Annotated in this window: 11 protein-coding genes; 5 read left to right on the plus strand and 6 right to left on the minus strand. The window is 70.8% G+C overall.

Going from position 1 to position 17,061, the window contains the following annotated elements; translation table 11 throughout:
- Positions 1-70: 70 nt before the first annotated feature.
- A complete protein-coding gene (gene glnE / locus VMR06_RS07570) occupies positions 71-2,953 on the minus strand; it encodes a bifunctional [glutamate--ammonia ligase]-adenylyl-L-tyrosine phosphorylase/[glutamate--ammonia-ligase] adenylyltransferase (protein ID WP_325374749.1) in 2,883 nt (960 codons plus the stop codon).
- A gap of 113 nt (positions 2,954-3,066) precedes the next feature.
- Between glnE and VMR06_RS07575 the strand changes: the two genes are divergently transcribed.
- Together VMR06_RS07575 and VMR06_RS07580 are read left to right on the plus strand one after the other, a co-directional pair.
- A complete protein-coding gene (locus VMR06_RS07575) occupies positions 3,067-4,893 on the plus strand; it encodes an LTA synthase family protein (protein ID WP_325374753.1) in 1,827 nt (608 codons plus the stop codon).
- A 323-nt stretch (positions 4,894-5,216) separates the two neighbouring features.
- Positions 5,217-6,956 carry an LTA synthase family protein gene (locus VMR06_RS07580; protein ID WP_325374757.1) on the plus strand — a complete coding sequence of 580 codons (1,740 nt, stop codon included), beginning with the start codon at positions 5,217-5,219 and terminating at the stop codon, positions 6,954-6,956.
- On the opposite strand, the gene VMR06_RS07585 is transcribed toward VMR06_RS07580, so the two are convergent.
- Entirely contained in the window at positions 6,947-7,945 is a 999-nt protein-coding gene (locus tag VMR06_RS07585; protein ID WP_325374759.1) for a pteridine-dependent deoxygenase, read from the minus strand. The genes VMR06_RS07580 and VMR06_RS07585 overlap by 10 nt on opposite strands.
- Positions 7,935-9,119 carry a class I SAM-dependent rRNA methyltransferase gene (locus tag VMR06_RS07590; protein ID WP_325374761.1) on the minus strand — a complete coding sequence of 395 codons (1,185 nt, stop codon included), beginning with the start codon at positions 9,117-9,119 and terminating at the stop codon, positions 7,935-7,937. Before VMR06_RS07590 ends, VMR06_RS07585 begins: the two co-directional genes overlap by 11 nt.
- A gap of 302 nt (positions 9,120-9,421) precedes the next feature.
- On the opposite strand from VMR06_RS07590, the gene VMR06_RS07595 reads away from it, so the two are divergent.
- Complete coding sequence (locus VMR06_RS07595) at positions 9,422-10,381, plus strand: TerC family protein (RefSeq protein ID WP_325374763.1); 960 nt, start codon at positions 9,422-9,424, stop codon at positions 10,379-10,381.
- A 58-nt stretch (positions 10,382-10,439) separates the two neighbouring features.
- Positions 10,440-11,237 carry a rhomboid family intramembrane serine protease gene (locus VMR06_RS07600; RefSeq protein WP_325374765.1) on the plus strand — a complete coding sequence of 266 codons (798 nt, stop codon included), beginning with the start codon at positions 10,440-10,442 and terminating at the stop codon, positions 11,235-11,237.
- A gap of 28 nt (positions 11,238-11,265) precedes the next feature.
- Here VMR06_RS07600 and VMR06_RS07605 read toward each other — a convergent pair whose 3' ends face one another.
- The 3 genes from VMR06_RS07605 to mnmG form a co-directional block, all read right to left on the minus strand.
- The gene (locus VMR06_RS07605) at positions 11,266-11,781 is read right to left on the minus strand and encodes a GNAT family N-acetyltransferase (protein WP_325374767.1); all 516 of its coding nucleotides are present in this window, start codon (positions 11,779-11,781) and stop codon (positions 11,266-11,268) included.
- A gap of 63 nt (positions 11,782-11,844) precedes the next feature.
- Complete coding sequence (locus VMR06_RS07610) at positions 11,845-14,211, minus strand: Tex family protein (RefSeq protein WP_325374769.1); 2,367 nt, start codon at positions 14,209-14,211, stop codon at positions 11,845-11,847.
- Positions 14,212-14,413: 202 nt separating this feature from the next.
- Positions 14,414-16,294, minus strand: coding sequence for a tRNA uridine-5-carboxymethylaminomethyl(34) synthesis enzyme MnmG (gene mnmG / locus VMR06_RS07615; protein WP_325374771.1), 1,881 nt, complete (start codon positions 16,292-16,294; stop codon positions 14,414-14,416).
- A gap of 541 nt (positions 16,295-16,835) precedes the next feature.
- On the opposite strand from mnmG, the gene VMR06_RS07620 reads away from it, so the two are divergent.
- Positions 16,836-17,027, plus strand: a complete 192-nt coding sequence (locus VMR06_RS07620) for a hypothetical protein (RefSeq protein WP_325374773.1) — start codon at positions 16,836-16,838, stop codon at positions 17,025-17,027.
- The last annotated feature ends 34 nt before the right edge of the window (positions 17,028-17,061 follow it).

Genomic DNA, 17,061 nt, shown 5'->3' on the forward strand with positions numbered 1-17,061 from the left:
CGCGGCGACCGCGCCGGCGCCCGCTGCGCGATGGCCGGCATCGAGCCGGCGCCTCGCTCCAGCCGGACCGCTACCGGGACGGTGCCGCGAAGTCGAAATCCAGCGCGGCCGCGACGGTGCTGACGCGATCGGCGTGGCGCTCGACGTCCGGGTCGCGGCGGATCACGCGCGAACGCGCATCGAGCGTGCACGACAGCGAACGCCCGAGCAGTGCGGCATGCGCCGCCGCCAGCGCCTGTGCCTGGTCGGCCGACAGCAGTCCGGCGCGCGCGGCCGCTTCGATCAGATCGGCACTGTTGCCCGACGCCAGCAGCGACGGCGCATCGACCGCGTGCTCGAGCACGATGCCCTGCAGCAGGAACTCCAGGTCGACCAGGGCGCCGCGTCCCTGCTTCAGATCGAACTGCGCGGCATCGGAACGGTCGCGCTCGATCCGCCAGCGCCGGCGCATGTCGACGATCTGCCCGTGCAGGCGCGGCGCGTCGACCGGCACGGCGAGCACCTCCTGGCGGAATTCGGCGAAACGCCGCCCGAGCGCGACGTCGCCGGCGACCGGGCGCGCGCGCACCAGGGCCTGATGCTCCCAGGTCCAGGCGCGTTCGCGCTGATAGGCCATGTAGGCGTCCAGGCTCGATACCAGCAGGCCCTTGCCGCCGTCCGGGCGCAGGCGCACGTCGACTTCGTAGAGGCGGCCCGAGCGCGTCAGGGTGGTCAGATAGTGCACGACGCGCTGCGCCAGGCGCGCGTAGTAGCGCGTGCCTTCGAGCGGGCGCGGTCCGAGCGACTCGGCCTGCGCGCAGGCGCCGTCGTAGAGGAACACCAGATCGAGATCGGAGCCGAAGCCGAGTTCGCTGCCGCCGAGACTGCCGTAACCGAGGATCGTCAGGCCCGACGACTCGTCGAGGCTGCCGGGCAGGCGTCCGTGCTGCGCGGCCAGATCGCGCTCGGCCAGCCGCAGTACGCTGCCGAGCACCGCCTCGGCGACGCCGGCCAGCGCCCGCGCCGTGGCGACCGCCTCGAGACGCCCGGCGAGGAAGTCCAGGCCGATCCGGAACGCGGCAGCCAGTCGCGCATCCTGGACCGCCTCGATCTCGGCCTCGGCGTCGCCGTCGGGCAGGGCCGCCAGACGCCGCCCGATCTCGGCCTCGACCGCATCGCGGTCCGGTACCGCCGCCTCGTGACGGTCGTCGAACAGTTCGTCGAGCAGCAATGGATGGGCGGTCACCCGTTCGGCGAGAAACGCGCTGGCCGCGAACACGCGCGTGACGCGCTTCAACGCGCCGGGCTGCTCGTCGAGCAGGGCGAGATAGGCCGAGCGGCGCGCCACCGCGTGCACCAGGCCGAGCAGACGCACCAGGCACGGCGCCGGAGCCGCGGTGTCGGCCGCCGCGGCGAACAGCGCCGGCACGACGCGGTCCAGACGCGCGCGGGCGCGTGCCGAGGCGGCGCGCAGGGCGGGGCTGGCCAGCAGCGTCTCGAGCGCGGCGGCCGGTGCCTCGGGCGGATCGAAGCCGGCCTCGGCGAGCACCCGGGCCCGCACGCCGTGCTCGACGAAGTCCTGCCAGACCGCGGCCCAGCCGGCCGCTGCCCGGTCCTCCGGCGCACGCCGCGCCGGCGCCATGACCGCATCGAATTCCTCGGCGACGACGGCGCGCTGCCGGTCCAGTTCGCTCTTGAGCGCCGGCCAGTCCGGATGGCCGAGCCCGAGCGCCAGGCGCTGTCGCGCCTCGTCCTCGGCGGGGACGTCGTGGACCTGCTGGTCGGCGAACATCTGCACGCGGTTCTCGACGCGGCGCAGGAAGCGGTACGCCTCGCGCAGGCGGCGCGCACGCTGCGCCGGGATCACGCCGAGCTGTTCGCAGGCGGCCAGCGCCGGCAGCAGGCCGCGTACGCGCAGCGCCGGCTCGCGGCCGCCGCGGATCATCTGCATCAGCTGCACGACGAACTCGATCTCGCGGATGCCGCCGGGCCCGAGCTTGAGATTGGCCGCCAGATCCTTGCGCGCGACCTCGGCGTCGATCAGCGTCTTCATCTCGCGCAGGCCGGCGAAGGCGGTGTAGTCGAAATAGCGCCGGAACACGAACGGCCGCAGTACCTCGATCAGGCGCTGCCCGGCGGCGAGGTCGCCCGCCACCGGACGTCCCTTGATCCAGGCGTAGCGCTCCCAGTCGCGCCCCTCGCGCTGGTAGTACTGCTCCATCGCCGCGAACGACAGCGCGACGCGCCCGACGCTGCCGAACGGGCGCAGCCGCAGGTCGACGCGGTAGACGTAGCCGTCGACCGTGTGCTCGGCCAGCAGCGACACCACCTGCTGGCCGAGCCGCGTGAAGAAGGTCTCCGCGTCGAGCGGCCGCGCGCCGTCGCTGCTGCCGGCCTCCGGATAGGCCAGGATCAGATCGATGTCGGACGAAAAGTTGAGCTCGCTGCCGCCGAGCTTGCCGAGGCCGAACACGACCAGGCGCTGCACCGAACCGTCCGCCGCGCGGACGTGGCCGTGGCGCGCCGCGAACTGGCGCTCGGCATGCCGCAGCGCCGCCTCGAGGCAGCACTCGGCCAGTACGCTGGCACCGGCCAGCGTCGATTCGACCGGATCGAGGCCGTTGACGTCGCGCCAGATCAGACGGATCGCCTCGCGCTTGCGGAAGCGCCGCAGCTCGGCGCGCAGCATCGCCTCGTCGTCGATCGCGGCCAGATGGCCGGCGCGCGCGTCGGCATGGCGCGGGTCGCCCATCAGGCGCACCAGCTCCGGGCCCAGCAGGATCGGCGCGCGCAGCAAGGTCTCGTAGGCGAAGTCGCTGACCAGCAGCACCTGGAGCAGATGCGTGTCGACGCCGGCGTCGTCGTAGAACGGAACGTCGGCCTGGCGGCAGGCCGCCTCCAGGCGCGACAGGCGCTGGTCGAGCAGGGCGGCCAGCGCGGCCGGCAGCACGGGGCGTCGGAAGGTATCGGGCATCGCGCGATTATCCGCGATCGCGCGCAGCCGGCGACCGCCGCACAGCCGGTCGCCGGGCGGTGCCGGCGATTCATGCGTCCCTCATCGGTTCATGGCATTGTCACGTCCCTGTCATGAAGCTGATCGAGTCCATCCGCCAATCGCCGGTCGGGCGCCTGCCGTTGCGCATGGGGTTCGGCCTGCTGATCTGCGTCGCCTTGCTGATGGTCATGGTCGATCGGCTCGACCCGGCCTTTGCGGCGCCGGTCGCGCGCGCCGGCGGCGGCTTCGGCCTGGTCGCGATCAATACGCTGCCAGCGCTCGGCCTGCTGCTGGCGCTGTGGGCGCTGACCCGCCGGCTGGCGCTGGCGTGCTGGCTGACGCTGCTGGCGGTCGCCGGTCTGTACGCGGCCAATGCCGCCAAGCTGCAGCATCTGCAGACGCCGCTGCTGCCGGCGGACCTGCGCTTCCTGCGCGAACCGGGACCGGCGCTGGAGCTGTTCGGCCATTACGTCTCGTTCGAGACGCGGCACCTGCTGCCGATGGCGGCCGGCGTGCTGTTCACGCTGCTGCTGTGGAACCGCCCCGGCCAGGCGGGGCTGGCCGGCTGGCGCCGTGTCGCGCTGGGTGGCCTCGCGATCGCGGCGACGGTCACGATGGTCGCCGGCAGCGCGCCGTGGAAGCGCGTGTTCGACGCGCGCCGGCTCGGCTTCGAGCCCTGGGCATTGGCCGAGAGCACGACGCATGTCGGCCTGATCGGCGCCTTGCTGATGTACCACTGGGAGCTCGGCGGCGGCGACGTGCCGCGGGCCGACCGCGATGCGGCACTCGGCCTGCTGCACGATCACGGCACCGCATTGCGCGCACGCCTGGCCGCGCTGCCGGCCGAGGGCGCGCCGGACATCGTGGTGCTGCAGAGCGAATCGCTGTTCGACCCGGCGCGCCTGCGCGACGTGCCGAGCGGTCAGTTCCTGCGCGAGTACCACCGGCTGCGCAAGCGCGCCAAGGCCGGCGAGATGACGGTGCCGACATTCGGCGGCGGCACGATCCGCACCGAGTTCGAGGTGCTGACTGGCGTGCCGCTCGACACGCTCGGCGGGCTGCAGTATCCGTGGCTGGAGCTGCACCGCCACGACCTGCCGAACCTGGCCTCGATCCTGGCGCGCCAGGGCTACCGGACCACGGCGATCCATCCGAACTCCGCGGCGTTCTGGAATCGCGGCAAGGCCTATCCGGCGCTCGGCTTCGAGCAGTTCATCGACGTCGGCGCGTTTTCGAAGGACGACGTCGTCGGCCTGTTCACGTCCGATGCCGCGCTGACCGACCGCATCCTGGCCGAGCTCGACGGCGACGCGCGGCCGCAGTTCGTGTTCGCGATCAGCATGCAGAACCACGGGCCGTTCGACTGGCGCCCGGGGCTGGACGCCGATCGACTGGCACGGCTGTTGATGCCCGAGCGTCTCGACGAGGGCGGCCGCTACTGGTTCGGCAATTATTTGTACCTGCTCGAAGACGCCGACCGCGAATTCGGCCGCCTCGTGGAGTCGCTGAAACAGCGCAAGCGCCGCACCCTGGTGCTGTTCTACGGCGATCACCTGCCGGCGCTGCCGCCGGTCTACCACCAGCTCGGCTTCGATGACGAGCGCGACGCGCAGCAGCAGACCGTGCCGTGGCTGCTCTACGACAGCGCCCGGCCGCGGCCGCAGCGTTTCGATACGCGCAGCTGGCTGCTGCCGGCGCTGCTGCTCGATGCCGCCGGCATTCGCGACGAGCCGTACTTCGCGGTGATCGACACGCTGCGCGCGCAGATCGATCTGGACGACCGCGAGCTGGCCGAGGCCGAATACGAGGGTCTGCTCGCGCTGGCACGCCTGCAGCTGCGCGGCGAGCTGCCGTCGCTGCTCGACGAGGCGCTCGCCGCCGAGCCGGTGGTCGAACCGACCGAAGCGCTGGCGCCCTGAGAGCGGCGCCGGCGCCGCGGCCAGCGTCTCGCACGCCTCCCCGCGGCGCCGCGGCCCGCACATGAAAAAAGCCCGCTACAGCGCCGAGGCGGCTGTAGCGGGCTCTCCCTCCCCACGAGGTGTTTTCAGTGCAGCGCGGTCGATTCTAACGATTTGCCAACATTTGCCACGTCGCGTCGCAACATACTCCGGCGTTCATCATCCGGACGCCGCAGCTCGGGGGGCGTACCGGCCGTCGATACGAAGTGCCGGCAGCGTACCGGTGCTCGCAAGCGAGGAGGCGCAGCGCCGCGATGCGACGAGGCGGAGAGGATCGTTCGCGTGTGCGATACGCGCCTGCCTGGTCCGGCGACATCGCCTACCTGCTGCTGGTGGTCGGCCTGCTGTCGATCGCGGTCGCCACGCTCGATCCGGCGTTCCGGGCGGTCGAGCCGCCATGGCCGCTGCCGCTGCTGAACGCCCTGCCGGCCGCGCTGCTCGGCCTGGTGGCGTGGTCGCTGACGCGGCGCCCGCTGCTGTCGTTCTGGATCGCCCTGCTGCTGCTAGCGGCGCTCTACGGCGTCAATGCGCTGAAGATCGAGCATCTGGAGACGCCGCTGCTGCCGGCCGATTTCGTCATGCTCGGCACGCCGCAGGCCAGCGCGGGCCTGCTGCTGCATTACCTGCCCGATTCGCATGACGACTGGCTGCGCCTGGCGGGCCTGGGCATCGTCACGCTCGGACTGGCGCTGTGGGAGCCTGCGCAGCTGCGCTCGGGCCGGCGCATGCGCGTGCTGCATCTGCTGCTCACGCTGCTGCTCGCGATCACGCTGTTCGCCGGTGTCGCGCCGTGGCGCAGCCTGTACGCACGCGAGGACGCGCGTTTCGTGCCGTGGTCGCCGCGCGAGACGGTCTCGAAAACCGGCCTGATCTCCGGCCTGCTGCAGTATCGCTGGCGCTATGCCGAGCCGGTACCGATGCCGGACCACGCCGCGGCATCGGACCTGCTCGCCCGGATGGACTGGGGCGCGCCCACGCCGCGCGTCACGCCGGCGGCCCTGCCCGACATCGTCATCCTGCAGAGCGAGTCGTTCTTCGACGCGTCACGCCTGAACGGACTGGATGATCGCGATGTCCTGCCGAACTACCGCGCGCTCGCAGCCGAGTCGGTGCACGGCGACCTGTGGGTGCCGGCGTTCGGCGGCGGCACGATCCGCACCGAGTTCGAGGTGCTGACCGGTCTGGCGATGCGCTATTTCCCGCGCAACGAATATCCGTACTTCCAGCTCGTCGACCATGCGCTGCCGGGTCTGGTCTCGGTGCTGTCCGAGTACGGCTACCGCAGTCTGGCGCTGCATCCGAACGATCCGGCGTTCTGGAACCGCGCCGCCGCGCTCCGGCAGCTCGGCTTCGACGCGTTCGAGAGCGAGGCGGACTTCCCCGACGCACCGCGCGAGGGCTACTTCGTCAGCGATCAGGCCCTGGTCGATCGCATCGTCGAGCGCCTGCCCGACAGCGGGCCGCCGCAGCTCGTGCTCGCGATCAGCATGGAGCTGCACGGACCCTACGATGCGCGCAAGCCGCTCGGCGACCACGCGCGCCGCGATGCGATCGCCGTGCCGGACCGGCTGCCGGCCGACAGCGCCGGACGCCTGCGCACGTTCCTCTATCACCTGGACAACGCCGACCGCGCACTCGGCCGGCTCGCCGAGGCGCTGCGCGTGCGCAAACGCAGGACGCTGCTGCTGTTCTACGGCGACCATCTGCCGGGCCTGCCGATCACGTTCCGCACGCTCGGCTTCGCCGACGGCCTGCCGGCCGAGCAGCAGCCGGTGCCGTGGCTGCTGTTCGATCCCGCCGCCGCCGAGGCCACGCGCGAGGACAGCGCCGCGTTCCTGCTGCCGGGCCGGCTGCTGGCGCGGATCGGCCTCCACGACGACTGGTTCGCGCTGTCCGAACGCCTGCGCCGCGAGACCCGGGTGGGGCCGGGCTTCGTGCCGGCCGGCGATGCCGGCCTGGGTGCGCTGACCCAGCTGCGGCAGCGCGGCGAACCTTTGCCGCGCAGCGCCGACGCTCAGCCGTGACTGCCGTCGATCTCGACGAGCAGCTCGCGCCGGCAGACCTCACCGATCAACAGCATCGCCTCGCCGCCACCGGCAAGATGATCGCGCACGCCGCGCGTGACCTGCTCGGCGTCGGCCTCCCGGCGCACATAGACCTTGAGCACGCTGCCCTCGCCGAGCGGCGTGGCCGCGCCGGCGGCCGCGCAGACGCTGTCGAGATTGGCCAGCGTCTCGCCGAGCTGCGCGGCCACGTCGTCGCGGTGACGCGAGGCGTGGCCGACGATCGCGGCCGTGCCGGAGATCAGGATCTGGCCGGACGGCGCACGCATCGCGCGCGCGAAGCGCGGCGCGGTCGGACCGTAGTCGCGCGGATAGCGCCAGGCGCTGAGCTGGCGCGGATTCTCGACCGGCCGTCCGGCTCGTCGCGCGGCCAGGCCATAGACCTGCAGACTGCGCACGCCGTCCTTCCGGCCGATCACGGTGGCGGCCGGGTAGTCGCCGCCGAACAGGCCCTGCATGCCGGCGACGCGGCCGGTGCAGAAGCGCCGGTAGCGCTCCGCGTCGCCGTCGCCTTCGTTGATCGCGTCGAAGTAGTTCCACAGGCGCAGCACGTGCAGCGGCCGCTGCCCGAGCCATTCACCGAGCCGGCGGTAGAGATGCTCGGCGGCCGCGCCGATCGCATCGACTGCGTCCTCGGGCACCTCGATCGAGAAAAACGTGTAATCGCCGTCGCTGCTCCAGCGGATCTCGCCGTCGCGTCCGGTCCGCACCGGGCCGCGGCTGCGCCAGACCTCGAGCAGCGCCGCGCCGACCGGTTCGAGGCCGACGCGCAGGCAGCGCGGATCGTCCGGCAGCGCCGCCGCGCCGAAGCCGATCACCGCGAGCACGTCGGCCTGCACCGCGACGGCCGCCGGATCGGCCGGTTCGAACGCGATCCGCAGCGGTGTCAGGGTCGGCGCGTTCGGATCGTCCCGGTCGCCGGGCCGATCGAGCAGCGGCTCACTCGACACGGCAGAACACCGCCTTGAGGTAGCGGCTCTCGGGGACGTGCGCCAGGAACGGATGATCGGCACCGGCACCGCTGACGCGCAGCACCTGGACCGTGCGGTTGGCGTAGAACGCCGCGCGCCGCAGCATGTCCAGGAACTGCTCCTCGCTGACCAGGCCGGTGCACGAGCAGGTCACGAACAGGCCGCCGGGCTTGACCGCACCGAGCGCGAGCTTGTTCATGTCCAGATACTTCTTGAGCGCCGGGATTACCTGGTCGCGGTCGCGCGTCATCTTGGCCGGATCGAGCACGACGACGTCGAAGCGCTCGCGGCCGCCGACCGCCAGCTCGCGCAGCCACGGAAAGATGTCGGCCTGCACGAAACGGACCTTGGCCCTGTTGAGGCGCGCATTGCGCTCGGCGATCTCGAGGATGTCCTCGTCGAGGTCGACGCCGACCACCTCGGCGGCCTGGCCGATCGTCTTGGCGTAGATCGCAAAGCCGCCGGAGTTGCAGCACAGATCCAGCACGCGCTTGCCGGCGCACAGGTCGGCCAGCTGGCGGCGGTTGTCGCGCTGGTCGGCGAAGAAGCCGGTCTTGTGCTTGGAACCGGGCGCGGCGTGGAACTTGACGCCGTATTCGTGGATGACGGTCGGCTCGGGCGTGCTCGGCGTCGCGCAGTCGAAGCTCTCCTGCTTCTGCACGTGTTCCTCGGCGAACGCATACAGGTTCGCGCCGGGGAAATGCTCGAGCAGGCAGCGCTTGAGCAGGTCGCGCTGCTTGAACATGCCGGCCGAGAAATACTCCACGACCAGGGTATCGGCGAAACGGTCGACGACCAGGCCGGACAGACCGTCGCCTTCCGAGTGGATCAGCCGATAGGCGTCGGTCACGGTGTCGAGCTTGAGCACCTCGCGGCGCAGCGCGACCGCCTGGGCGATCTTGCGTGCGAAGAAGGCCTCGTCGACCGGCTCGTCCGGGTCGGCGGTCAGCACGCGCAGGGCGATCCGCGAATGGCCGTTGTAGAAGCCGCGGCCGGCGAAGGTCCCGTCGCGGTCGACGATGTCGACGATCGAGCCCGGCCGGGGCCGCTCGACGGGCTTCTCGACCATCTTCTGGAAGATCCAGGGATGGTTGGAACGGCGTTCGGTCTTGAGCTGAATGACGGGCAGCGGCCCGGTCTGAGGAACGTTCATCGGCGAATGATAAGCGCTGCCCCGCATGGCGTCGTCCCCGGCACGGATCGCGGGGGCTTGAGACGGCCGCCCGGGAATCGTGTAGAGTCGCGGCCGCAACGAAGGGGAGTAGCTCCCGCCACCACGGTCGTCATCACGGATCGGTTCCGATCCCGGCCCGGTGGGCAGGTCGTCCAGCGACCTGCGAGCGAGACCTTCGCCGTGACGACGGCGAAGGTGTGCCCCGAGAAAACGAGGCCCCGTGCGCTGCCGGCGACGGGGCCTTTGTCTTTTCTCGGTACGCACTTCGGAGCGCAATCGCAATGCACACGATCGGTACGGTCGAACTCTGGGCGGTATTCGGCGCGATCGTCCTGATCGCCCTCGTCATCGATTTCCTGGTCCTCAAGGTCAGCGGATCGCACAAGGTCTCGTTCCGCGAGGCGGCGCTGTGGAGCATGGCCTGGATCGGCCTGGCGCTGCTGTTCAACCTCGGACTGTGGTGGTGGCTGGGCCAGCAGTCCGGGCGCGCCGTCGCCGACGAGATCGCGCTGGAGTTCCTGACCGGCTACGTCGTCGAGAAAGCGCTGGCGATCGACAACATCTTCGTCTTCCTGCTGATCTTCACGCGCTTCCGCGTCAGCGCCGAGCTGCAGCAGCGCGCGCTGATGGTCGGCATCCTCGGCGCGATCGTCCTGCGCGCGATCCTGATCCTGGTCGGTGCCGCGCTGATCGCGCGCTTCCACTGGATCCTCTATGTGTTCGGCGTGTTCCTGATCTACACCGGCATCAAGATGGCGCGCGCGCCGAACGAGGAGGCCGACTTCGAGGGCAATCCGCTGATGCGCTGGATGCGCCGCCACCTGCGCCTGACCGACCGCTACCACGGCACCGCGCTCAGCGTCGTCGACAACGGCGTGCGCTACTTCACGCCGATGTTCGTCGTGATGGCGCTGATTGCGGTCACCGACGTGATCTTCGCGGTCGACTCGATTCCGGCGATCTTCGCGATCACCGAAGACCCGTTCATCGTGCTGACCTCCAACGTGTTCGCGGTGCTTGGCCTGCGTGCGCTGTTCTTCCTGCTGGCCGGCATGGCCGACCGCTTCCACCTGCTCAACTACGGACTGGCGGCCACGCTGGTCTTCATCGGCATCAAGATGATGATCGTCGACGTGTGGAAGGTACCGGTCGGCCTGTCGCTGGCCGTCGTCGCGTTGTGCATCGGCACCTCGATGGTGGCGAGCCATCTGGTGCGCCGCCGCGAGCGGCACGGCGCCTGATCGGAACCGCGACCGCCTCGCCCCTTGCGGCGAGGCGGTCCATCCCCACGTCAGCGCGATGGACATCGCGCCCGCCGTTCCGGAACCGACCCGCGCCGCGGCCGCCAACGACCGCATCCGTCTGCGCCATGCGGTCGCCGGCAGCCTGATCCTGGTCGCCGGCATCTGGATCGTCTGGCTGGCCGGCTGGCTGCTCGGCTGGCCGCCGGGCGATTTCGGCGTGCTGCCGCGCCGCGTCGAAGGCCTGATCGGCATCGCGCTGGCGCCGTTGGCGCACGGCTCGTTCGAACACCTGATGTCCAATACGCTGCCGCTCGGCCTGTTGAGCTGCCTGGCGCTGTATGCGTACCCGCTCGCGACGCGCTGGGCGCTGCCGGCGATCTGGCTCGGCTCGGGACTCGGCGTCTGGCTGTTCGCGCGCGACTCGAGCCATATCGGCGCCAGCGGTCTCACGCACGGCCTGATGTTCTTCCTGTTCACGATCGGCCTGCTGCGCCGCGACCGTCTGGCGATCGTGATCGCGATGACGGTCTTCCTGTTCTACGGCGGCATGCTGCTGACGATCCTGCCGCGCGAGGCGCACATCTCGTTCGAGTCGCACATGGCCGGCGCGGCGATGGGCGTGCTGGCCGCGATCGTCCTGCGCCGCCGCGATCCGGAGCCGCCGCGCAAGCGCTACAGCTGGGAAGAGGAATCCGTCGAAGATCCCGGCGACGACGAACTCGAACTGCCGCGCCCGGACCAGGTGCCGGTGCTGTGGAAGCGCGCGCCGCCGCCGGTCGGCGGCGCCCGCGTGATCGCGTTTCCGGCCGGCCGCTCGCGTGTCGCGGCCGGCGACGAAGACGGCCCCCGCTAACGCCCGGACTGGCGGACCGCGCGGGCGATCAATCGACCCAGTTGCGCGCATGCAGCCGCAGCGGCGCGGTCCGGTCCGGCAGCGTGATCGTCCGCTCGTAGGCGAGCCCCAGCTTCTCGAGCAGCCGGATCGAGCGCGCATTGCCGGGCGCGACGATCGCGACCAGCCGGTCGAGTCCGATCGCGTGGCGCGCATGCTCGACCACGGCGGCGGCCGCCTCGAGCGCATAGCCGTGCCCTCCGTAGCGGTCGAGCAGCGCGAAGCCGATGTCGACGTCGTCGAGGTGCTCGCGCCGCAGCAGGCCGCACAGGCCGATCGGGGCGTCGTCGTGCGAGCGCTCCACCGCATACAGACCGAACCCGTGCTGCGCGTACGAGGCCAGCGGTCCGGCTGCGAGATAGCCGCGCGCATCGTCGAGCGAATGCACCTGCTTGTCGCCGATGTGGGCGAGCCACGAGGGCTGATTGACCAGCTCGTGGACGAACGGCGCGTCGTCGAGCACGAGCCGGCGCAGACGCAGGCGCGCCGTCGCGAGCACGGTCATGACCGGCTCACGCCGACAGGACCGGACGGCGCGCGGCGCCGCCCGGCTGTGGCGATGCGACGCTCAGCGCTGGCGCGCCTTGGCGAACGCATCGGCGAGCGCGCTGTTGACCGGTGCCGGTGCCGGCCGTGCGGCCGCGCCGCCGTTGCGTGCCGGTCGCTCGGCACGGCGCTGATCGCCGCCGCGCGGCGCCGGCGCGGCCTGGCCGATCGGATCGTCCAGCCGCATCGTCAGGCCGATCCGCTTGCGGGCCAGATCGACCTCGAGCACCTTGACCTTGACGATGTCGCCGGCCTTGACGACCTCGCGCGGATCCTTGACGAACTTGTTCGACAGCGCCGAGACGTGGACCAGGCCATCCTGATGGACGCCGAGGTCGACGAACGCGCCGAACGCGGCGACGTTGCTGACGACGCCCTCGAGCACCATGCCGGGCTTCAGATCGCGGATGTCCTCCACACCCTCGGCGAACGTGGCGGTCTTGAACTCCGGACGCGGGTCGCGCCCCGGCTTCTCGAGCTCCTTGATGATGTCGCGCACGGTCGGCACGCCGAAGGTCTCGTCGGTGAACGACTCGGGCTTGAGCGAACGCAGGAAGCTGCCGTCGCCGATCAGCGCTTTGACCTCACGGCCGCAGCGCTCGATGATCCGCTGCACGACCGGGTAGGCCTCCGGATGCACGGCCGAGGCGTCCAGCGGGTCGTCGCCGTCGGGAATCCGCAGGAAGCCGGCGCACTGCTCGAACGCCTTGTCGCCGAGCCGCGGCACCTTCAGCAGTGCCTTGCGCGTCCGGAACGGACCTTGCGCGTCGCGATGCTTGACGATGTTCTCGGCGACCGCGCTCGACAGGCCGGCCACGCGCGCCAGCAGCGGTGCCGAGGCGGTGTTGACGTCGACGCCGACCGCGTTGACGCAATCCTCGACGCGCGCATCGAGCGCGTGCGCCAGCTTGATCTGGTTGACATCGTGCTGGTACTGGCCGACGCCGATCGACTTCGGGTCGATCTTGACCAGCTCGGCGAGCGGATCCTGCAGACGCCGCGCGATCGACACCGCGCCGCGCAGCGACACGTCCAGGTCCGGAAACTCGCGCGCGGCCAGCTCGGACGCCGAATAGACCGAAGCGCCGGCCTCGCTGACGACGATCTTGCCGAGCTTGAGTTCGGGATGGTTGCGGATCAGCTCGCCGGCCAGACGGTCGGTCTCGCGCGAGGCGGTGCCGTTGCCGATCGCGATCAGGCCCACGCCGTGCTGGCGCGACAGCGCGGCCAGCTGCGCGATCGACGCGTCCCACTGCTTCTTCGGCTCGTGCGGGTAGATCGTCGCGGTCGCCAGCAGCTTGCCGGTGCCGTCGACGACGGCGACCTTGACGCCGGTGCGCAGGCCGGGATCCAGGCCCATCACGACCTTCGGACCCGCCGGCGCGGCCATCAGCAGGTCCTTGAGGTTGTCGCCGAACACGCGGATCGCCTCGGCTTCGGCCGCTTCGCGCGCGCGGCCGAACAGGTCGAGCGTCAGATGCAGATGCAGCTTGATGCGCCAGGTCTGGCGCACGGTCTCGAGCAGCCAGCGGTCGGCCGCGCGCCCGCGGTCGGCGATCGCGAAGTGCACCGCGATGCGGCCCTCGGCCTCGGCGTTGCCGGCCGCGATCGCCTCCTCGAGCGCGGCGGCTGGATCGTCCGAGGCTCCGATGCGCGGCGCGCTGGTCGGCATCGGCGCCAGGTCGAGGTCGAGGATGCCTTCGTTGCGCGCGCGGAACAGCGCGAGCAGGCGGTGCGACGGGATCGTGCCGATCGCCTCGGCGTGCGCGAAGTAGTCGCGGAACTTGGCGCCCTCGCTCTCCTTGCCGGCGACGACGCGCGCGCGGATCTGCGCCTTGGCGCTCAGCCACTCGCGCAAGGCGCCGATCAGCGCCGGATCCTCGGAGAAGCTCTCGAGCAGGATCGCGCGGGCGCCGTCGAGCGCGGCCTTGACGTCGGCCACGCCGCGCTCGGCGTCGACGAATGCCGCCGCGGCGGTCTCCGGATCCTGATCCGGATTCTCGCGCAGGCCCAGCGCCAGCGGCTCCAGCCCGGCCTCGCGCGCGATCTGCGCCTTGGTGCGGCGCTTGGGCTTGTACGGCAGGTACAGATCCTCCAGTCGCGCCTTGGAGTCGGCGCCGAGCAGATCGGCCCTGAGCGCATCGGTCATCTTGCCCTGCTCCTCGATGCTCGCGATCACCGCCGCGCGCCGGTCCTCGAGCTCGCGCAGATAGCCCAGCCGCTCCTCGAGCGTACGCAGCTGCGTGTCGTCGAGACCGCCGGTGACTTCCTTGCGATAGCGCGCGATGAACGGGACGGTCGCGCCCTCGTCGAGCAGGGCGACGGCGGCCTGGACCTGTTGCGGCTTGGCGGCGATTTCCGCCGCGATGCGGTGTTCGATACTGAGCATGCGTCCGATGGTTCCGATTGGCTGAAAAATGCAGCGGGCCGCCGTAGCGGCCCGCGGCGGCATTCTAGCAATTGGCCGTTGCGGCATCGGTGTCGAAGCGGCCGCATCGGCGCGCACGCGACGGCGGCGGCGCGACACGCGCGGTGCCGGCGGCGGGCGCCGGCCGTGGAATCCGACATGGCGCCGGACCGCGCCGCGGTGCTCAGGCGACGCGGCGCTGGCGCTTGAGGTGGACCAGCAGCAGCGAGATCGCCGCCGGCGTCACGCCGCTGATGCGCTGGGCCTGGCCGATCGTCGCCGGCCGGCTGCGTTTGAGCTTGACCTGCACCTCGGCCGAGAGGCCGCGCACGGCGTCGTAGTCGAAGCCCTCGGGAATCGGCGTCGCCTCGTGGCGGCGATTGCGTTCGATTTCCTCGCGCTGGCGCTCCAGATAACCGGCGTACTTGACGCTGACCTCGACCTGCTCGGCGATCGCCTCGTCCTCCACTGCGGGGCCGAATCCCGGTACCGCGGCCAGCGCGAGGTAGCCGACCTCGGGCCGGCGCAGCAGGTCCAGCGCAGCGCCCTCCTTCGACACGGCGATGCCGAGCGAAGCCTCGGCCGCCGCCGCGAGCGCGCCGGCCGGCGCGACACGCAGCGCGGCCAGCCGCGCGCGCTCGCGTTCGATCGCCTCGCTCTTGCGGCAGACCGCCGCGTAGCGCGCCTCGGGTACGCAGCCGAGCGCATGGCCGGTCGCGGTCAGGCGCAGGTCGGCATTGTCCTCGCGCAGCTGCAGCCGGTACTCGGCGCGCGAGGTGAACATGCGATACGGCTCGAGCGTGCCGTTGGTGGTCAGATCGTCGATCAGCACGCCGATGTAGGCCTCGTCGCGACGCGGCGTCCAGGCCGGTTCGCCGCGCGCCGCACGCGCTGCGTTGAGGCCGGCCACCAGACCCTGCGCGGCGGCTTCCTCGTAGCCGGTCGTGCCGTTGATCTGGCCGGCGAAGTAGAGCCCGGCGATCGCGCGTGTCTCCAGCGACGGACGCAGGCCGCGCGGATCGAAGTAGTCGTATTCGATCGCGTAGCCGGGCCGCGTGATGTGCGCGCGCTCGAAACCGCGGATCGAGCGTACCAGCGCCAGCTGCACGTCGAACGGCAGCGAAGTCGAGATGCCGTTGGGATAGATCTCGTGGGTGTCCAGGCCCTCGGGCTCGATGAAGATCTGGTGCGAGGTCTTGTCGGCGAAGCGCACGACCTTGTCCTCGATCGACGGGCAGTAGCGCGGGCCGACGCCTTCGATCGCGCCGGTATAGAGCGGCGAGCGATCCAGGCCCTCGCGGATGATCCGGTGCGTGTCCGGCGAAGTGTGCGTGATCCAGCAGCTGACCTGGCGCGGATGGTCCGCGCGCGAGCCGAGAAACGAGAACACCGGCGCCGGATCGTCGCCGGGCTGCTCCTCGAGGCCGGAAAAGTCGATGCTGCGGCCGTCGATGCGCGGCGGCGTGCCGGTCTTGAGGCGGTCGCTGCCGAGCGGCAGTTCGCGCAGGCGGTCGGCGAGCCGCTGGGCCGGCGCATCGCCGGCACGGCCGCCGGCGTACTGTGCCTGCCCGATATGGATCTTGCCGGCCAGGAACGTACCGGCCGTCAGCACCACGCAGGGCGCTTCGAACACCAGACCGGCTTGCGTGACGACGCCTTCGATGCGATCGCCGGCCAGCACGAGGTCGTCGACGGCCTGCTGGAACACGGCCAGCCCGGCCTGCGACTCGACGAGACGGCGGATGGCAGCTTTGTACAAAACCCGATCGGCCTGACAGCGCGTCGCGCGCACGGCCGGCCCCTTGGACGCATTCAAGGTGCGCCACTGGATGCCGGCGCGATCGGCCGCCCAGGCCATCGCGCCGCCGAGCGCGTCGATCTCGCGGACCAGATGACCCTTGCCGATGCCGCCGATCGCCGGATTGCAGCTCATCTGGCCGATCGTCTCGATGTTGTGGCTGAGCAGCAGCGTGCGCGCACCGACGCGCGCCGAGGCGAGCGCGGCCTCGGTGCCGGCATGGCCGCCGCCGACCACGATCACGTCGAAACGAGTGGGGTAACGCATGGAACGGTCCGATCGGAGGTCAGAACGAGAAGCGCGTCATTGTATCCGAGCCGGCGCATGCGGCTGGCACGAAAACTGCTGGTCATGAGCGCACTCCCGCCGACGCACGGCGAATGCGAGCTCGTCGGGCCGGAATTCAGGGGCCGGCCACGCGTCGGCGGGAGGACGCTCTCGGATCGGCGCGCCGATCAGGCGCGATCAGCAGAAAGGCTGACGCCCGGCGGTCTTAGGAACAGGGGGAATCCAGAGGACCATTGCCGGGCGTCAGTGACTGAAAAAAACGCTGACGTTCAAGACGAAGCCGCAGGTGAACAGCCTGCGGCTTTTGTCATTCTGTGACGAGCGCCAGCCTAGCCGCAAGTTCATTCACAGTCTGTGACAATCGTCGCCACCCCGCCGTTCAGGTAGCGACGTGTCGGTCACGGTCCGATTGCGACGAAGAGCGTCAGATGTTTCGCAATACGACGCATCGCGCAGGATCGGAAACGGCAATGGCACGCTCCTTGCTCAATCGCAGATACCTCAGCAGGAAAATCTCGCCATGAGCACCGCCGCCGCCCTCAACATCAATCCGCTCTTCCTCCGTCACGACCTCATGATCGAGCTGGGTCGGCTGGACATGGTGATCGAGGATGCGCGCACCCGCCAGCAGAATCCGCAGAACGAACTGGTCGTCCAGCTCGAGACGCGGCGCGCGCGCATCAACGAAGCGCTGAGCCGTCTGCCGGCCTGATCCGGATTCGCAAAGCCCGCCGTACCGCCGGCGC

This window comes from Dokdonella sp., assembly GCF_035511235.1.
Classification (GTDB): domain Bacteria; phylum Pseudomonadota; class Gammaproteobacteria; order Xanthomonadales; family Rhodanobacteraceae; genus Dokdonella.

Bases quoted from the DNA above. Each gene is read 5' to 3' on its own strand.
- glnE (WP_325374749.1), bottom strand. From the start codon at position 2,953: ATGCCCGATACCTTCCGACGCCCCGTGCTGCCGGCCGCGCTGGCCGCC.
- VMR06_RS07575 (WP_325374753.1), top strand. From the start codon at position 3,067: ATGAAGCTGATCGAGTCCATCCGCCAATCGCCGGTCGGGCGCCTGCCG.
- VMR06_RS07590 (WP_325374761.1), bottom strand. From the start codon at position 9,119: ATGAACGTTCCTCAGACCGGGCCGCTGCCCGTCATTCAGCTCAAGACC.
- VMR06_RS07595 (WP_325374763.1), top strand. From the start codon at position 9,422: ATGCACACGATCGGTACGGTCGAACTCTGGGCGGTATTCGGCGCGATC.
- VMR06_RS07600 (WP_325374765.1), top strand. From the start codon at position 10,440: ATGGACATCGCGCCCGCCGTTCCGGAACCGACCCGCGCCGCGGCCGCC.
- VMR06_RS07605 (WP_325374767.1), bottom strand. From the start codon at position 11,781: ATGACCGTGCTCGCGACGGCGCGCCTGCGTCTGCGCCGGCTCGTGCTC.
- VMR06_RS07610 (WP_325374769.1), bottom strand. From the start codon at position 14,211: ATGCTCAGTATCGAACACCGCATCGCGGCGGAAATCGCCGCCAAGCCG.
- mnmG (WP_325374771.1), bottom strand. From the start codon at position 16,294: ATGCGTTACCCCACTCGTTTCGACGTGATCGTGGTCGGCGGCGGCCAT.
- VMR06_RS07620 (WP_325374773.1), top strand. From the start codon at position 16,836: ATGAGCACCGCCGCCGCCCTCAACATCAATCCGCTCTTCCTCCGTCAC.